A 17,856-nucleotide genomic window follows, 5' to 3' on the forward strand; every position below is an offset into this window, starting at 1 on the left:
CGCGGACTGGTGACAGTGGACAGCCGATTCAGAACAGAGTTGGGAGCGCGTTATGCCAAGCAAAACCACACATGTAGATCAGTTTCTGCTCATCCATTCGGCACGGGCCGATAATTGGCGCGAGATCACGACATTGGCCGATGCCTGGGCCGCTAACCGGGGTGAGCGGACAGCGCTGGAGGCGGCGATCGCCGAAGTGGCACCGGCCGAGGAGTACCACGCCTATCCGGGTGGGCGATTGCTTTCGGCGCTGGCCGAGCGCATCGCCACCAACGATGCCGGCGGGGCGGCGAAACTCGCGCGGCGCATCTCCAACGGGCTTCTTTCCCATTCCTATCGCGGGCGCCCGAGCGAGTGGGATGTCCATGACGAGATGTCCGTGACAGACGTGCCCGATATCATGCCTCCCGGAACCGGGGAAGCGGGCGGCCGCCGGCCATACTTCGAAGTTCTGTTCGTCAACAGCCAGCCGGCCGTGCGGTGGGAGGCGTTCGCAGCCGAGATCCGCAGGCTACGCCGGCCCGAGGATGGCTTCATCTACGAGCCTGTTCTGGTGGGATCCTTTGAGGATGCGTTCTGTGCGGCCGCATTGAACCCGGCCATCATTGCCGTCGTGCTCGCCGAGGGTTTTCCCTATCGCTCGCGTCACGACGCGCCGGTGCTCCGCTCCGTGCTTGATCCGCTTGGAGAAGCCGAGGGACCGGACATGTCGGCGCTGCGTCTGGCGCGCGGGTTGAAGCGGATCCGGCCGGAGCTCGACGTCTATCTGCTGTCTGACCGTCAGGTGGAAAAGATCGCCGGCGATCCGGCCGCAGATGCGGTTCGGCGTGTGTTCTACGCGGTCGAGGAACCGCTGGAGATGCATCTCGCCATCCTTGAAGGCGTGCAGGCGCGCTACGAAACGCCCTTCTTCGACAATCTGAAGAAATATGCGCGGCGGCCCATCGGCACATTTCATGCCCTGCCCATCGCCCGCGGCAAGTCCGTCTTCAAGTCGGACTGGATCCGCGACATGGGCGAGTTCTATGGGCTCAACCTGTTCCTGGCGGAAAGTAGCGCGACGACAGGCGGCCTTGATAGTCTCCTGGAGCCTACCGGCACGATCAAGCGCTCTCAGGAGTTGGCCGCACGCGCCTTCGGCGCTGACCACGTCTTCTTCGTGACGAATGGCACGTCCACCTCCAACAAGATGGCGGTGCAGGCGCTTCTGGCGCCCGGCGACATCGCGGTTGTCGATCGCAACTGCCACAAGTCGCACCATTACGGCATGGTCCTGACCGGCGCACAGCCCTATTACGTCGAAGCTTTCCCGATGACGGAGTATTCGATGTATGGCGCCGTGCCGCTCGCCACCATCAAGCGCGCGCTGCTGGCCTTGCGGGCGGAAGGGCGCCTCGACCGGCTGAAGCTGCTTGACCTCACCAACTGCACTTTCGACGGACATATGTACAATGTCAGGCGGGTGATGGAGGAATGCCTAGCCATCAAGCCAGACCTTATCTTCCTCTGGGACGAGGCGTGGTCCGGGTTTGCCCGGTTTTCGCCCTTCCTGCGTCCACGCACGGCCATGGGGGCGGCAGCCGATATCGAGGATTGGCTGCGCGATCCGGCCTCGGTCGACGCTTATGAAAAGCAGCGCGCCGACCTCGGCAAGGATCCCTCCGATGAAGCACTGCTCGCCGCTCGCCTGATCCCAGATCCGCGCCTTGTCCGCCTTCGGGTCTACCAGACCAACTCGACGCACAAATCAATGTCGGCGATCCGGCAGGGCTCAATGTTGCTGGTCAAGGATGTCGATTTTCACAACGTCGAGGCCCAGTTCCACGAGGCGGTATTCACCCATGCCTCGACCAGTCCGAACCAGCAGTTGATCGCCAGCCTCGACATTGCACGCAGGCAGATGGAACTCGACGGTTACGGACTGGTGATGAACGCGATCGAGATCGCGCTCAAGATCCGCCGGGCGATCAACGAGCACCCGCTGATTTCGAAATACTTCCGTGTTCTTGGTGCCGATGAGATGATCCCGGCGGAGTACCGGCAATCAGGATTCAAGGACTATCTGGCGCCCGGCTCGACCTGGGCCACAGCGGTCAAGGCGATGAACGAGGACGAGTTCTACCTCGATCCCACGCGCATGACGCTGGTGTGCGGGACGGCTGGTTTTGATGGAACGCAGTTCAAGGGATTGTTGGCGAACGAATATGATATCCAGCTGAACAAGACGTCGCGCAACAGTGTGCTGCTACAGTCCAACATCAACAATACCCGCAGCGATATTGCGCATCTAATCCGTGTTCTGGTCGAGATCTGCCGTGGCATCGAGAAGCGCCTGGCCGACGGCGGGGAGGGCGAGCGTGCGGCTTTCGCGGCACGGGTAAAGTCGCTGATGACCGATGTGCCCGACCTTCCCAATTTCAGCCACTTCCACGAAGTGTATCGCAGCGATGCAGGGCGAACGACGCCGGAGGGCGATATGCGAGCCGCCTTCTTCAACGCCTATGACGCGTCTGTGTGCGAATATGTGCCGCTCATCGGTGCCGAATGCGATCGGCGCCTGAAGGACGGGCCGGAAATGGTCTCCGCCAACTTCGTCATTCCCTATCCGCCCGGATTTCCGATCATGGTGCCGGGTCAGGTACTGACGCAGGAGACGATCGACTTCATGCGCAAACTGGATGTGAAGGAGATCCATGGCTACGAGAAGGCGCGCGGACTGAAGCTGGTCAAGCCAGACGCAGTCGCCACCAAGGCGAAGCGTCAATCAAAAGCACGGTAGCGCCGGGATATATCGGCGCTCAATTGTTTCGATTTGGTCATTCTCGTGGCGATCCAGCGCGCACGGGCGACCGGAGCGGCAGCCAGCTACAGCGGTTGGCTGGGTGATTACGACCCGGTGCGTCGTGGTCGCTTTTTTATGGCTTAACTTTTTGCATGAGCGTTTGGGGTCGGCAGTGAAGGCGTCGTAGCCCCGGATCGGGGCGAGGGGGGAGCTAATCTGGACATGGTTTGGGTCGAGCAATTCCTGATCAAATATCCCGAGCTTGCCGTATTCCTTGCTATCAGCATTGGATATCTGATCGGCGGTCTCAAGTTCGGTGGCTTCAGCCTCGGACCCGTTACCGGCTCGCTGTTTGCGGGCATCCTGATCGGGCAGTTCGCCCATGTGCCGATTGCCGGGATGGCGAAATCGCTGCTCTTTCTCTTGTTCCTCTTCGGCATCGGCTACTCGGTCGGACCGCAGTTCCTGCAAGCCCTGAAGCGGGACGGGATGAAGCCCGTACTCCTTGCGGTCGTCGTCTGTGTGACCGGGCTGCTCATGTCTGTCGTGGTCGCCAAAATCCTTGGTCTCGATCCCGGCTTTGCAGCCGGGCTTCTGTCCGGCTCCCTCACCGAAAGCCCGGCTATGGGCACGGCAACCGAAGCGATCAATGCGTTGCCGCTGCCCGAGGCGGATCGCGCGCGGTTTGTGGCGCATATCGCTGTGGCTGACGCTGTTTGCTACGTCTTCGGCGCGGTTGGCGTCATTCTGTTTTGCAGTGTCGTCGGCCCCAGGCTGCTTGGCATCGACCTCGTTGCCGAGGCGCTGAAACTGGAGAAGGAGTACGGAATTACCCGCAAGGTGGCCGGTGTCTCCTCCGCCTGGCACAGGTTCGAAATTCGCGCTTACCAGATCGTGGACGCCGCGCCAGTCGCTGGCCTGTCAATAGCCGCCGCCGAGGCGACGTATCCAGAGCACAGGCTCTTCATTCAGCGCCTGCGTCGGAGGGGCGCAATCATCGAGGCGGCCCCGGAGGTCGTGATCAACCCCGGTGATATCGTCGCTGTATCCGGGACGAGGGAGGCGCTGGTCAGCGTCCTTGGGCCGCGCGCCGAGGAGATCGAGGACCGTGAACTGCTCGATGTCCCGGTATCGGTTTCCGATGTGCTGCTGACAAGCCCTGATCTCAAGGGGAAAAGCATCGCGGATGTCGCTAAGGAAAGCTGGACACGCAGCCTCTACCTGCGCGCCATTACGCGCGGGGGGCAGGATATTCCTATCGCGCCGGGGATTACGGTGGAGCGTGGTGATATCCTGCGCCTGGTGGGGCCGGAAGCCGTCGTGTCGAGCGCCGCCAAGCGCATTGGCGTTGTGGTCGCGCCGACGACGGCGACAGACTTCCTGGTCCTTGGTTTTGCGATATTCCTTGGTGGGCTTGTCGGCGTTCTCGTCACTTTTCCCATCGGTGACATGCGGATTTCGCTCAGCACCAGTGTGGGCACGCTCCTGGCTGGGTTAACGGTGGGGCATCTGCGCACGCGCTTCCCGCTCTTCGGCCGAATACCGGATGCCGCCGTGTCGCTCATGACCTCGCTTGGTCTTGCCGCCTTTGTCGCGATGACCGGCCTTCATGCCGGACCCGTGTTTGCCTCCGCCATCGCCGAAGCGGGTATCGGTCTTCTGTTCGGCGGTATGATCGTTACCATGATACCGCTGATCGTTGGTCTGTACTTCGGGCGCTACGTGCTTGGCATGAACCCGATATTGCTGCTGGGCGGGCTCGCAGGGGCGCAGACCATGACAGCCGGCATGGCGGCCGTTCAGGACAGGTCGGGAAGCACCGTTGCCGTCCTTGGCTACACGCCGGCGGTCCCCATCGGCCATATCCTGCTCACGACTTGGGGAACGGTCATTGTCGGTATCGTCGCGGGATGAAAATAGGCAGGTTTAATCAATCAGCGGCGACGCTGCTGCATGCTAGAATTCGCAACAGACTTTCACAGTAAAAAGACGAATACTGAATGCGAATCGACGATGCGAATCGCCAATGATCTGAAAGGTGCTTTTGATGCGACAGACACTATACATTGTTCCGCCCGCACTTCTCATCGCTGCACTGGCGGCCGCAGAGCCTGTGTCGGCGCAGGAGGCGGTAAAACCGGCGGTGCAGCCCACGGAGGCCAGCAAGGCTCCGGAACACTGGATTCCCAAGCTGCGGGTCGGCGACGACAATGCCTATTTTGAATTCTACGGCCAGATCAACAAGGGCCTGCTGGTCTACGATGACGGCGGGGCAACGGATAACTACTTTCCGGTCGACAACGGCAACTCGTCCACGCGGGCGGGCTTTCGCGCATACACCCTCATGGAAAAGGGTTGGTCGTTCGGCGCCAATCTCGAATGGGAATGGAACCCTTATTCGACAACCAACGTCAACCAGTTGAACAAGGACCACTATGATTGGGGGACTGACCTGCTGCGCAAGGCGGAAATTTACCTCGACTCGAAGGAATACGGCAAGTTCTGGCTCGGCCAGGGCAGCATGGCGTCGGACTCGACGGCTGAGGTAGATCTGTCCGGCACGGGCGTGGTCGGCTATTCGCTTGTTTCCGATATGGCCGGGGGACCGTTTTTCCGCAACGATGACGGGACGCTTTCGACGGTAAAGGTCAAGGACGCGTTCACCAACTATGATGGTCTCGGCCGCAAGTTCCGCGCCCGATATGACACGCCTTCGTATGGCGGATTCAGCTTTGCGAGTTCGGTCGGCACACAGGTCGTGCCCGAAGAAACCGACGTTACCGTGTGGGACATGGCGGTTCGATACGATGAGACCTACGATGCCTTCAAGGTCGGTGCCGCAGTTGCCTTTTCGAGGCCAGGCGACGGCAACTCGATTTACGACGCGTCCGTTTCCGTCCTGCATATCGATACCGGTCTCAGCCTCACCCTTGCCGCGGCCTATTCCGACAAGGAAACGGTCGATGGACACTATGGCTACGTGAAGGTCGGCTATCAGACTGATATTTTCGACGTCGGCAAAACCGCGTTTTCGGTCGACGCCTATTTCGGCAAGGACATTGCGGGCAAGGGCAGCAACAGCGATTCCTTCGGGGCACAGATTGTCCAGAATCTCGACTATCTGCAGACGGAACTCTATCTTGGAGCCCGGACCTACTCCTTAGATCAAGAGACCGCCGACCTCCAGGATAGCTTCGCTGTTCTGGGCGGCGCCAGAATAAAGTTCTGAAGCAACAGTCGGCAGCGTGCTGCCGGCCGTGCCACACGATCATCGTGCATTCGTTCACTATTGTTTCGACTTGGCCGCTTCGGCGGACCTTGCAGTTCACAGGGAGGAATGACTCATGGCAGACATCGACTATCGCGAATACGAGAAGATGAGCCCGTTCGAAATCAAGGACGGCCTCATGAAGCTTGCCAAGCGCAGCGCACAGAAATCGACGAATGCTCTGCTCAATGCCGGCCGTGGAAATCCAAACTGGATCGCAACGACCCCGCGCGAGGGGTTCTTCCTCTTCGGCCAGTTCGCCCTGACCGAAAGCCGGCGGACCATGGACAACCCGGCGGCGGGCCTCGGTGGCATGCCCCAGATGAAGGGTATCGCGGCGCGCTTCGACGCGTGGCTGGCAAAACATGCCGAGGACCCGGGCGCCGACTTCCTGTCGAGGATGGTCGAGCACGGCGTCAAGATGTTCGGTTTCGATGCCGACGCCTTCGTTTTCGAACTGACGGACTCGATAATCGGCGACAACTATCCCGTCCCGGACCGGATGCTGGTGCATGCCGAGCAAGTCGCGCATCGCTACCTGATGTGGGCAATGGGCGCAAATGCGCCGATCGGCAAGTTCGATCTCTACGCCGTTGAAGGGGGAACGGCGGCGATGTGCTACATCTTCAAGTCGCTGATCGCCAATCGCATCCTCAAGAAGGGCGACACGATCGCGATGGGCACGCCGATTTTTACCCCCTATATCGAGATTGCGGAACTCGAGGACTATGCGTTCAAGGCCGTCCATGTCAGAGCGACGCAGGAGCACCGCTTCCAGTATTCCGACGAGGAGATCCGCAAGCTCGAGGACCCGAAGATCAAGGCATTCTTCGTCGTCAATCCGGGCAATCCGACGTCGATGGCAATCGATCCGCAGACGATGAAAAAGCTGGTCGATCTGGTCAATACCAAGCGGCCGGACCTCATCCTTCTGACCGATGACGTCTACGGGACGTTCGTGCCGAACTTCCGCTCGCTGATGTGCGAGCTGCCCTACAACACCATCTGCGTCTATTCCTATTCGAAGTATTTCGGCTGCACGGGATGGCGTCTCGGCGTCATCGGCATCAACGAGAAAAACATTCTCGACGATCTCTTGACCAAGCTCCCGGCCAAGGAACTGGAGGCGCTGGACAATCGATACCGCTCGATCACGCTCGAACCGCGCAAGCTCAAGATGATCGATCGCATCGTTGCCGATAGCCGCGACGTCGCGCTCAATCACACCGCGGGGCTCTCGTTACCGCAACAGGTGATGATGACCATGTTCTCGATCAGCGAACTGATGGACACGGACAAGGTTTACCAGAAGGCCTGCATGGCGATCTGCACCGACCGGGTGAACATGCTGCTCGAGGGACTGCCGCTCGACCTGCAGCCGAATGCAAACTTTGCCGGCTACTATGGAACGATCGATTTCGAGTTCTGGCTGCGCAAATATGTCGGCGAGGAGATGGTGGCCTGGCTGAAAGCGAATGTGCATCCGCTCGATCTGGTCTACCGGCTGGCGGAGGATCATTCGATCGTGCTGCTCAATGGCGGCGGCTTCGATGCGCCGAACTGGAGCGTCCGCGTCTCCTTCGCCAATCTTCCAGACGATGTCTACGACGACATCGGCCGCGGGGTCCGTGCAGTCGGGCGCGGTTATGTGGATACGTTCAACGCGCTGAAAGGGAAGTAACACTCCCCTTCCGGCATGCCGGCAGATTTTCCAACAGCGGTTCGCAAATTACTGCGAACCGCTCTCGCTGCGCGAGTCACGGCCTCGGCTCGCTGCGGCGCAAGACGTCCGACGAGGTATCTACCGTCAGAGGTAGATGTTGTTCGTACCAGCAAGCAGTGCGCGATAGTCAAATTCACACGTCAGTGAGAAGGAGTCATTCGATGCTAAGCACATCCACAACGATGCTCGACTACAAGGAACACAAAGGTATCGGACAGAGAGCCGGCGGGATCACATCGCGGCATCGCGGGTTGGTCAGACGACTGCTCGTGACGGTCGCCCTTTTGGCGGCCGCCCCCACCTTGGCCCAGAACATGCAGGAGCCTTCCAAGCAATACAGCAAGGAAGAGATGCAACAGGCACTAGAGACCAGGGAACAGTACGACGTTCACGGTCTGCGCTTCGCAATGTCGGAAGCGACATTGCGACCTGGAGCGGAAGGACTTCTTGACGACATCGCTGCGGCGCTCAAGAACTTCCCTGAATGGGGCCTGAGAATTGTCGGCCATACCGATACCAGCGGTAATGAGGAGACCAACCTGCGCCTTTCCGCCGAGCGTGCAGAGGTCATCAAGGCGGCTCTCGTCGAACGCGGAATCGATGCCGCCAGGCTGACGACGGGAGGCGTCGGACAGGCCCAGCCGATTGCCAGCAACGATACGGCCGATGGCCGGGCTCTCAACCGCCGCGTCGAGCTCGTCCGGGTCACCGACTCGGCCGAAGCCAAGAAACTGCTCAAGGCCATGACCGACTACCTGGCGGCTCAGAATGCCCTGTCGTTCGGCTATGATTCCACCTTCCAGGTCGTCACCAACAGTGATCAGAAACTCGGACTGGCAAGCTCGGGGACAGTGACCCTCAGTCGGCCCGACAAGGTACACACGACCCGTTCGGGCGGCTTTGTCGACAGCGAGGCGCTGTTCGATGGAAAGACGCTGACACTCCTGGGCAAGAACCTCAACAAATACACGCAGGTCGAAATACCCGGGACAGTCGATCATCTGATCGACGAGCTGAAGGACAAGTACAACTTGCCTTTGCCGGCCGCCGACCTGTTGATGACCGGTGCATATGACGAATTGATGCAAGGGGTGTATGATTCTAAGGATCTGGGAAGCGGCGTCGTCAATGGCGTGGAGTGCGATTCTCTCGCCTTCCGCAAAGACGATGTCGATTTCCAGATCTGGATCGCGCACGGGGCAGAGCCCTATCCCTGCCGCCTGGTCATAACCTCCGGGCAGGTGAAGGGTGGGCCGGAATACAGCATCCAGATCAGGGATTGGAAATCCGGGGCGGCCGTTGCGCCGGGTGATTTCGACTTCAAGAATGCGTCGAATGCCGAAAAGATCGATGTGAACGACCTCCAGCACAACCTGGGTGAATTGCCAGAGAACTTCAAGGTAGGAGATAAAAAATGACCTTCCGTAAGCGCGCAGCAATGATCTGCCTTGTTTGGGCAGTTCTGTTTGGCATCGGCGAGCTGGCGAAGGATGTGCCAGTTCTCGCGATCCCCACCTTTACCTCTGACGCCGTTGCCGTGGTCGGCCGGCCGTTGACGCCGGTCAGTGTGGCCGGTGCCGCGCGGCGCACGACCCGGCGCTGTGCCGCAGGCGTTTATAACTGCTAGAAGAGCGCGTGGCCGTTCGGCAGGCATGGCCGATTTCGGATAGGAATTCGGACGGTTGATGCTGTTCGGCCCGCACTATCTCGGCTCCAGCACATTCCGACACTTTTGCCGTCAAGGCTGGAGCGGGTCTTCTGCATGCCTCCAATTGCGTGGTGAACCGCTGCGAAGGCGTTGCTCCTAAAACTGCGGTCTATCGCCGGTCAGGCGCGAGTTGCTGCGCCCGACGGCTTGGCATCGCCTGCCGTGACGTCTTCTGCACTTTGTGTAAGTTTGCGCGCTATTTCATAGAATGCATGGACAAGTTTCCCGTTGCTGCGTTCGCGCAGGCAGATGAGCGCTTCGTCCATCAGCATTTCCGGGGCATCGATCTTGATCGGCACGAGACGCGTGTCCTGGCCGAACTCGGCGGATGAGACGAAACCGACGCCGCCGCCGGCAGCGACGATCTCGCGAACCGCCTCGCGGCCCTCGGCCTCGATCAGCGGCGTCAGCGTGACGCCGCATTGTGCGGCCATGGCCTCGAGCTTCTGGCGGGTCTTGGAACCTCGCTCGCGCATGACGAGCGGATGTTTTGCAAGCTCTGCGAAGGTGGCGCTCTGACATGTCGCCAAAGGATAATCGCGGCTTGCGAAGGCGACGATCGGCGTCGAATTGAGCTTCAGAACGTCGAAGTCGCCGGCCTGCGGGACTTCGCCGAGAACGCCGATATCCGCTTCATAGGCGTGCAGGCTGGTGATGACGGTTTCCGTGTTGCCCGCATCGATCGAAACCTGTACGGTCGGGTAGGCCCGCCGGAAGGCGGCCAGGATGTGCAGCAGATGGTGTGCGGCATCCGCGACGATCCGCAGCTTTCCAGCCCTTAATGCGCGCGACTCCGAGAGAAGATCGAGTGCCTGTTGCTCGACGTCGAACATGCGCCGGGTGACTTCGAGAAGCTGCTGGCCCGCCTGGGTCAGCGTCACCTGCTTCTTGTTTCGATTGAAGAGCAGGACGTCATACTCCTCCTCCAACTTGCGAACCTGATCGGAGACGGCGGGCTGCGTCAGGAAGAGCGCCTCGGCTGCCCGCGAGAAGCCGCCGTGGATGGCCACATTGTGAAAGGCACGGAGCTGGACATAGCGCACGGTAACATCCCCACAGATAAATTCTATCTATGGAACCATCAGAACGAACGATTTGATTTATGTAAAGGGGCAAAAGATAATTTCCGGAGTTAACCCTTTCCGGAGCGCGCCTATGAATCTTTCGGCTGTCGCCCTTGAACTTACCGCCGCAACAGTCCTGCTGCTTTATGCCGTCAGCCTCGTCAAGAAGGGCGTCGAAGCTGCCTGCGGCGACGTGGTCACCCGTGCCGTTGGAGGGGCTGGCGGCAGGCCCCGCGCGGCAGCCTACGGCTGTTTGATTGCAATTGCCCTGCAGAGTTCGACGGCGGTTGCGATGCTCGCCGCCAGCTTTGCCGTGAGCGGAGCTCTGAGCCTCGAAGTCGGGCTGGCGGTCCTTCTCGGCGCGGACCTGGGCTCTGCCCTTGTCGTCAAGATCTTGAGTTTTGATTTGCACTGGCTGGCGCCATTGCTGATTGCCGCCGGCGGCCTCCTGCATCTCAAGGCGTGCGCTCGCAAGCCGGTCGAGGCCGGGCGTGCGGTTCTCGGGATCGGCCTGTTGCTCCTGTCGCTGCAGATGATCGGCCATGCGACCCTTCCGCTTGGTCAAAGCCCATTGCTGCCGGCAGCGATCGACATGCTGAGCAAAGACCCTCTCACGGTCATGATCGTGGCTGCGGTCTTCACCTGGGGCCTGCATTCCAGCGTCGCGGCCATCCTTTTGATCCTGACCTTTGCCGCAAAGGGCCTGCTGCCGCTCGATGTCGGCATTCCCCTGATCCTTGGCGTCAACCTTGGTGGTGGGCTGATCGCCCTGTGGCTGACCCGAGGCCTGCCGGTGGAAGGCAGGCGGCTGCCGCTTGGCAATCTCGTCTTTCGCGCGCTGTTCAGTGCCGCAGTCTTTGCGCTGTTTTCCGCGCAGCTCTCTTTTGCGTGGCTGCCTGGCACGACGGTCGCTGCCGAGCTCGTCAATCTGCACGTGCTGTTCAATGCTGCACTGGTGCTCCTGGGTCTCATATCGTGTGGTCTGATGGCGCGCATCGTTCGCGTTCTCACGCCTGACAACGCTGGGGGAAAAGATGCGGGTCTTGCAGCGCATGTCAGTGCGCTCGACCGGTCTCTGATCGAAAAGCCGGCGCAGGCTTTGGCGGCGGCCGCTCGCGAAGTGCTCCATATGGGCAACCTGATCACGCGTTTACTCGAACCGGTCATGGGGGTAATCGCGTCGCCAACGCCCGAGACGGTCGATGCGCTGCGCCGCATCGACGGCGACATCCATCGCGCACATAGCGAGATCAAGCTCTTTATCGCCGCAGTTAATAGAGGTGTGCTGACGGAGGAGCAGTCCCGGCGCGGCATCGAACTCACCGAGGCGGCCATTCATCTGGAATATGCCGGCGACGTGGTGTCGAAGAGCCTGTTGCGCATGGCAGAGGAGCGGCTGGAAGGGGCGGGCGCCTTTTCGCAAGCCGGCTGGCACGAACTGACGGCGCTGCATGACGCAGTGTTTTCGAACGTGAAACTTGCCGCCAATCTGCTGGTCTCGCCCGAACCGGTGATTGCCCGCGAGATGGTGCGCCAGAAGGAACACGTGCGCCGGCTGGTGCAGGAAAGCAGTCAAAGCCACCTTGAGCGGCTGAGGCAGGGAATTGCTGCCAGCATCCAATCGAGCGACATGCATCTGGAGATCGTGCGTGCGCTGAAAGAGCTCAATTCACTGGTCACGACGATGGCCTATCCCCGTCTTCGCGAGACCGGGGATCTGCTCGAAAGCCGCCTCGTTCCGGCGGCATAGATGTATAAGTGAAGCTTATAGATTCATACAAAAGAACGATTTTACATATATACCCGTCCACCGCATTGTCGGTTCCGGAGACGCCAACGTGAGGACGGACAATGCCAAACACCGCTTCTGACAGAACCATCGCACCGCTGGAAACGCCGAGACTGGGCGAGCCCTATCTGCTGACGCCCGGTCCGCTGACGACGGCCTATGAAGTCAAGGAGGCTATGCTTAGGGACTGGGGATCATGGGACGGTGATTTCCGTGCGATGACTGCCGACCTGCGTCGCCAGCTTCTCGATATTGCCGGCGATGCCAAGGGCGAGTTCGATTGCGTTCCGATGCAGGGCAGCGGTTCGTTCTCGGTCGAGGCGATGCTGGGCAGCTTCGTTCCCCGCGACGGCAAGGTGCTGGTGCTGATGAACGGCGCCTATGGCAAGCGCATCGCCCAGACGCTCGCCTATCTCGGCCGCGACCACGTGACGATCGACAAGGGCGATTACATGCCGCCACGCGGACCCGAGGTTGCCGCTGCGCTCGACGCGGATCCGGCCATTACCCACGTGGTCGTCGTCCACTGCGAAACCAGCTCCGGCATCCTCAATCCGCTGAAGGAAATCTCCGAGGTCGTCTATGCCAGAGGCCGCAAGCTGCTGGTCGACTCGATGAGCGCCTTCGGTGCCGTACCGGCCGGCGTTGCCGACTTCCGCTACGAGGCGATCGTTTCCTCAGCCAACAAATGCATCGAAGGCGTGCCTGGCTTCGGCTTCGTCATCGCCCGCAAAAGCGAACTGGAGGCCGCCAAGGGCCGCAGCCACTCGCTCAGCCTCGACGTGCACGCGCAATGGGACTACATGAACAAGACCGGTCAGTGGCGCTACACGCCGCCGACGCATGTCGTCGCTGCATTCCTGGAGGCCCTTCGGCTGCATCGCGAGGAAGGCGGAGTCTCCGCCCGCGGCGCGCGTTATGCCCGCAACCGCGACGTCATGGTCGCCGGCATGCGCGAGGCAGGCTTCGAGACCCTGCTTGCCGACCGGTGGCTGTCGCCGATCATCGTTACCTTCTTCAGCCCTGCCGATCCGGCTTTCGCCTTTGATCGCTTCTACGACCTGATGAAGGAGAAGGGGTTCATCATCTATCCCGGCAAGCTGACGGTCGTCGACAGCTTCCGCGTCGGCTGCATCGGCCGCATGGATGAACATGTGATGCGCCGCGTGGTCGAGGCCGCGCGCGCATCCCTCACCGAAATGGGGGTCGCCAGTGCTGCGCCTCCGGCGATCGCCCTTGCCGAACGCAGCCGTCTCGCCGCCTGAATGAACGATAGGATTTTCCCGATGAACCAGATGTCCAAGATCAACGTCGCCGTCACCGCGAACCGGCGCAGCTATCCCTGGCCAAACGTCCCAGCCATCGCCATCTGCCTCGATGGCTGCGAGCCGGCCTATCTCGACGAGGCCATCAAGGCCGGGTTGATGCCGACACTTGCCCGCATGCGCCAGACGGGCACGGAGCGCACCGCGCTCAGCGTCATCCCGAGCTTCACCAACCCCAACAACCTCTCCATTGCGACCGGCCGTCCGCCGGCCATTCACGGCATCTGCGGCAACTACCTCTACGAACCGCAGACCGGCAACGAAGTGATGATGAACGATCCCCGCTTCCTGCGCGCGCCGACCATCTTCAAGGCCTTCTACGATGCCGGCGCGAAGGTCGCGGTCGTCACCGCCAAGGACAAGCTCCGTGCGCTTCTCGGTCACGGCCTGAAGTTCGACGAGGGCAGGGCGGTCTGCTTCTCGTCCGAAAAATCCGACACCTCGACCAAGGCGGAACACGGCATCGAGAATGCCTCGGCCTGGCTTGGGCGGCCGGTGCCGGAAGTCTACTCGGCGGAACTGTCGGAGTTCGTCTTTGCCGCCGGTGTGAAGCTGCTGAAGGAGTTTTCTCCCGATGTCATGTACCTGACAACGACCGATTACGTGCAGCACAAATATGCACCGGGCGTCCCGGCGGCGAACGCCTTCTACGAGATGTTCGACAAGTACCTGACCGAACTCGACGCGCTTGGTGCGGCGATCATCGTGACGGCCGATCACGGCATGAAGCCGAAGCACAAGGCCGACGGTTCTCCCGATGTCATCTACGTGCAGGACGTGCTCGACGAGTGGCTCGGAAAGGACGCTGCCCGCGTCATCCTGCCGATCACGGATCCCTACGTCGTGCACCATGGTGCGCTTGGTTCGTTTGCGACCGCCTACCTGCCGGAACGCGCCGACAAGGAAGAGATCATCGAGCGGCTGGCAGCGATCGACGGCATCGACCTCGTGCTTTCGCGGCCCGAAGCCTGCATTCGTTTCGAACTGCCGGATGACCGCATCGGCGATATCGTCATCATCTCGTCGGAGAACAAGACGCTTGGCACCAGCGAGCATCGCCACGATCTTGCTGCGCTGAACGAACCGCTACGCTCGCATGGCGGCCTCACCGAGCAGGAGGTGCCCTTCATCTCGAACCGCAAGTTGCCCGAACTTGTTTCCGCGGCCACGCTGCGCAACTTCGACGCCTTCTACTATGCGCTCGTCGCGGCGGCGCAGCCGGCAAACTAGGGAGCGGACGATGACCAAGGTGGAAACGACATTCGCCATTCGCCATGAGCCGATGCGTATCGCCGGCAGACACGTCGATGCCGAAGGGCTGATCGAGGTGCATTATCCCTGGAACGATGCCGTCATCGGCACCGTTCCAGCCGGCAACGCCGAACATGCTCGCAGGGCCTTCGAGATCGCGGCGGCCTACCAGCCGAAGCTGACACGCTACGAGCGCCAGCGCATCTTGCTAAAGGCGGCCGAAATGCTGTTCGCCCGCAAGGAGGAGATCTCCGATGTCATCACGCTGGAGCTCGGCATATCGAAGCAGGACTCGCTCTACGAGGTCGGCCGCGCCTTCGACGTTTTGACGCTGTCGGGTCAGATGTGCATTCGCGATGACGGCGAGATCTTCTCCTGCGATCTCACCCCGCACGGCAAGGCGCGCAAGATCTTCACGATGCGCGAGCCGCTGACCGCCATCTCGGCGATCACCCCCTTCAACCACCCGCTCAACATGGTGGCGCACAAGGTTGCGCCGGCCATTGCCACCAACAACTGCGTGGTGCTGAAGCCGACGGAGCTGACGCCGATGACGGCGCTCATTTTCGCCGACATTCTCTATGAGGCCGGATTGCCGCCGGAAATGCTGTCGGTGGTGACCGGCTGGCCGGCGGATATCGGGATGGAAATGATGACCAACCCAAACTTCGACCTCATCACCTTTACCGGCAGCGTGCCAGTCGGAAAGCTGATCGCGGCGAACGCCCACTACAAGCGCCAGATCCTCGAACTCGGCGGCAACGACCCGCTGATCATCCTCAATGATCTGTCGGATGACGACCTGGCAAAGGCGGCGGACCTGGCGGTCGCCGGCGCGACGAAGAACTCGGGCCAGCGCTGCACGGCCGTCAAACGTATTCTGTGCCAGGAAAGCGTGGCCGACCGCTTCGTGCCGCTCGTTCTGGAACGGGCCAAGAAGCTGCGCTTCGGTGACCCGATGGATCGGGCAACGGAACTGGGCACGGTCGTCCATGCCCGAGCCGCCGAAACCTTCGAGCGTCGCGTGCACAAGGCTGCCGAAGAGGGAGCGGAGATCCTCTACGATCCCGGCCGCCGCGGCGCCCTGCTGCCGCCGATCGTGGTCGATCGCGTGCCGCATTCGAGCGAACTCGTGATGGAGGAAACCTTCGCGCCGATCATCCCGATCGTGCGGGCACCCGATGATGACGATGCCCTGATTGCGCTGTCCAACTCTACCGCCTTCGGCCTGTCGTCGGGCGTCTGCACCAACGACTTCCGCCGCATGCAGAAATACATCGCCGGTCTCAGGGTCGGTACGGTGAACATCTGGGAAGTGCCCGGTTATCGCATCGAGATGTCTCCTTTCGGCGGCATCAAGGATTCCGGCAATGGCTACAAAGAAGGTGTGATCGAAGCGATGAAGAGCTTCACCAACGTCAAGACGTTTTCCCTGCCCTGGTGATCAGGGCCCTGGTGATCCGGGTGTCCCCTGCCTGACCACCATTTCTGGGAGCTGTCGACCGACAGCTCCCTTTTTCTTGGGGCCTGTTGCGAGCCGCATTGTCTGCATCTGCCGCTCGCTGATGCAGGCGTTCGCTTCTTCATCAATCGGCAGCAGATGCCAGTGAGACGGCAGAAGACCTATAGATTTTACTTTGCTAATGATAAGAATAATAAATTTTACTAATTGAATGCACCCACGCAGAATGGCTCCTGAAGCGTGCAAGACAAGGGCAGCTTCAGATTGCCCGCCATGCTTCCCGGATTTTTCCAGGCCTCCAGAGGAGATTTTCAGCATGAACAGACACGTGTTTTTTATGCTTGCCGGCGCCATGTCCGTGGCTCTTCCCGTCATTGCTTCCGCCCAGACCGAGCTCACCGTTTACACCGCTGTCGAAGCTGTCGACCTTGATCGCTACAAGGCAACCTTCGAGAAGGCGCATCCCGATATCACGATCAACTGGGTCCGGGATTCAACCGGCGTCATGACGGCAAAACTGCTCGCCGAAAAGGACAACCCGCAGGCGGACGTCGTCTGGGGACTTGCTGCCACATCGCTGCTTCTCCTGAAGACTGAGGGCATGCTGGAGGCGTATCAGCCCAACGGCGTCGAGGCGCTCGACAAGAAGTTCGTCGACGGTGACACACCGCCGAGCTGGGTGGGAATGGACGCCTATGTTGCGGCCCTCTGCTACAACACGGTCGAGGGCGCAAAGCTCGGGCTGAAGGCCCCTGCAAGCTGGGACGACCTGACGAAGCCTGAGTACAAGGGCCACATCGTCATGCCGAACCCGAGCTCGTCGGGCACCGGCTTCCTCGACGTCTCCGGCTGGATGCAGATGTGGGGTGAGGAGAAGGCCTGGTCCTTCATGGACAAGCTTCATGAGAATATCTCGGCCTACACGCATTCCGGCTCGAAGCCCTGCAAGATGGCCGGTGCTGGCGAGGCTGTCATCGGCGTTTCCTTCGAGTTCCCCGGCGCCAAGGCCAAGAGCGCCGGCGCGCCGATCGACATCATCTTCCCGAGCGAGGGCTCGGGCTGGGAAGCCGAGGCGACGGCGATCATTGCCGGCACGGCAAACCTTGAAGCCGCCAAGACCCTCGTCGACTGGTCGGTCACCAAGGAAGCCAACGAAATGTACAATGCCGGCTATGCCGTGGTCGCCTATCCGGGTGTCGCCAAGCCGGTCGAGCATCTGCCCACCGACATCGCTTCAAAGATGATCGACAACGACTTCGAGTGGGCCGCGAACAATCGCGCCACCATTCTGAAGGAATGGCAGAAGCGCTACGACGCAAAGTCGGAACCGAAGAGCTGATCGGCCCAGGCGGAGCGCATGCGCGCTCCGCCTGTCGCATTCTCTCCTTGGGTCGCATTCGATTTAAGGATGAAAACATGCAGCAATTCAAAGTGCTACAGTGACCTTAGTGCGTCCCTTATGACGCGCGGCGCTGCAGAAATCC

General features: G+C 60.7%; 13 protein-coding genes. 11 read left to right on the forward strand and 2 right to left on the reverse strand.

Features of this window, described 5'->3' with window-relative positions:
- The first annotated feature begins 52 nt into the window (after window positions 1-52).
- The 6 genes from IB264_RS19030 to IB264_RS19055 all read left to right on the forward strand — a co-directional run bounded on the left by IB264_RS19030 (window position 53) and on the right by IB264_RS19055 (window position 9,400).
- Window positions 53-2,779 (forward strand): decarboxylase, encoded by a 2,727-nt coding sequence (locus tag IB264_RS19030; RefSeq protein WP_025430164.1) that lies wholly within the window; start codon window positions 53-55, stop codon window positions 2,777-2,779.
- A gap of 225 nt (window positions 2,780-3,004) precedes the next feature.
- Window positions 3,005-4,696, forward strand: coding sequence for an aspartate-alanine antiporter (aspT, locus tag IB264_RS19035; protein ID WP_025430163.1), 1,692 nt, complete (start codon window positions 3,005-3,007; stop codon window positions 4,694-4,696).
- 133 nt (window positions 4,697-4,829) lie between these two features.
- Entirely contained in the window at window positions 4,830-6,011 is a 1,182-nt protein-coding gene (locus tag IB264_RS19040) for a porin (RefSeq protein WP_025430162.1), read from the forward strand.
- Between the two features lie 115 nt (window positions 6,012-6,126).
- Window positions 6,127-7,731, forward strand: a complete 1,605-nt coding sequence (locus IB264_RS19045; RefSeq protein ID WP_025430161.1) for a bifunctional aspartate transaminase/aspartate 4-decarboxylase — start codon at window positions 6,127-6,129, stop codon at window positions 7,729-7,731.
- A 203-nt stretch (window positions 7,732-7,934) separates the two neighbouring features.
- On the forward strand, window positions 7,935-9,191 hold the full coding sequence (locus tag IB264_RS19050; protein WP_025430160.1) for a DUF2092 domain-containing protein: 1,257 nt from the start codon (window positions 7,935-7,937) through the stop codon (window positions 9,189-9,191).
- Window positions 9,188-9,400, forward strand: coding sequence for a hypothetical protein (locus IB264_RS19055; protein WP_025430159.1), 213 nt, complete (start codon window positions 9,188-9,190; stop codon window positions 9,398-9,400). Before IB264_RS19050 ends, IB264_RS19055 begins: the two co-directional genes overlap by 4 nt.
- 200 nt (window positions 9,401-9,600) lie before the next feature.
- On the opposite strand, the gene IB264_RS19060 is transcribed toward IB264_RS19055, so the two are convergent.
- Entirely contained in the window at window positions 9,601-10,524 is a 924-nt protein-coding gene (locus IB264_RS19060; protein ID WP_025430158.1) for a LysR substrate-binding domain-containing protein, read from the reverse strand.
- 112 nt (window positions 10,525-10,636) lie between these two features.
- Between IB264_RS19060 and IB264_RS19065 the strand changes: the two genes are divergently transcribed.
- The 4 genes from IB264_RS19065 to phnY all read left to right on the forward strand — a co-directional run bounded on the left by IB264_RS19065 (window position 10,637) and on the right by phnY (window position 16,354).
- Window positions 10,637-12,295, forward strand: coding sequence for a Na/Pi cotransporter family protein (locus IB264_RS19065; RefSeq protein ID WP_057217080.1), 1,659 nt, complete (start codon window positions 10,637-10,639; stop codon window positions 12,293-12,295).
- A 101-nt stretch (window positions 12,296-12,396) separates the two neighbouring features.
- Window positions 12,397-13,599, forward strand: coding sequence for a 2-aminoethylphosphonate--pyruvate transaminase (locus IB264_RS19070; protein WP_084813988.1), 1,203 nt, complete (start codon window positions 12,397-12,399; stop codon window positions 13,597-13,599).
- Window positions 13,600-13,620: 21 nt separating this feature from the next.
- The gene (gene phnA / locus IB264_RS19075; protein WP_025430155.1) at window positions 13,621-14,889 is read left to right on the forward strand and encodes a phosphonoacetate hydrolase; all 1,269 of its coding nucleotides are present in this window, start codon (window positions 13,621-13,623) and stop codon (window positions 14,887-14,889) included.
- 10 nt (window positions 14,890-14,899) lie between these two features.
- Window positions 14,900-16,354, forward strand: coding sequence for a phosphonoacetaldehyde dehydrogenase (gene phnY / locus IB264_RS19080; protein ID WP_025430154.1), 1,455 nt, complete (start codon window positions 14,900-14,902; stop codon window positions 16,352-16,354).
- Here phnY and IB264_RS19085 read toward each other — a convergent pair whose 3' ends face one another.
- Complete coding sequence (locus tag IB264_RS19085; protein WP_025430153.1) at window positions 16,355-16,690, reverse strand: hypothetical protein; 336 nt, start codon at window positions 16,688-16,690, stop codon at window positions 16,355-16,357.
- Between IB264_RS19085 and IB264_RS19090 the strand changes: the two genes are divergently transcribed.
- The gene (locus IB264_RS19090; RefSeq protein ID WP_025430152.1) at window positions 16,689-17,711 is read left to right on the forward strand and encodes a putative 2-aminoethylphosphonate ABC transporter substrate-binding protein; all 1,023 of its coding nucleotides are present in this window, start codon (window positions 16,689-16,691) and stop codon (window positions 17,709-17,711) included. The genes IB264_RS19085 and IB264_RS19090 overlap by 2 nt on opposite strands.
- The last annotated feature ends 145 nt before the right edge of the window (window positions 17,712-17,856 follow it).

It is taken from the genome of Ensifer sp. ENS11 (genome assembly GCF_014851895.1).
Lineage (GTDB): Bacteria > Pseudomonadota > Alphaproteobacteria > Rhizobiales > Rhizobiaceae > Ensifer > Ensifer canadensis.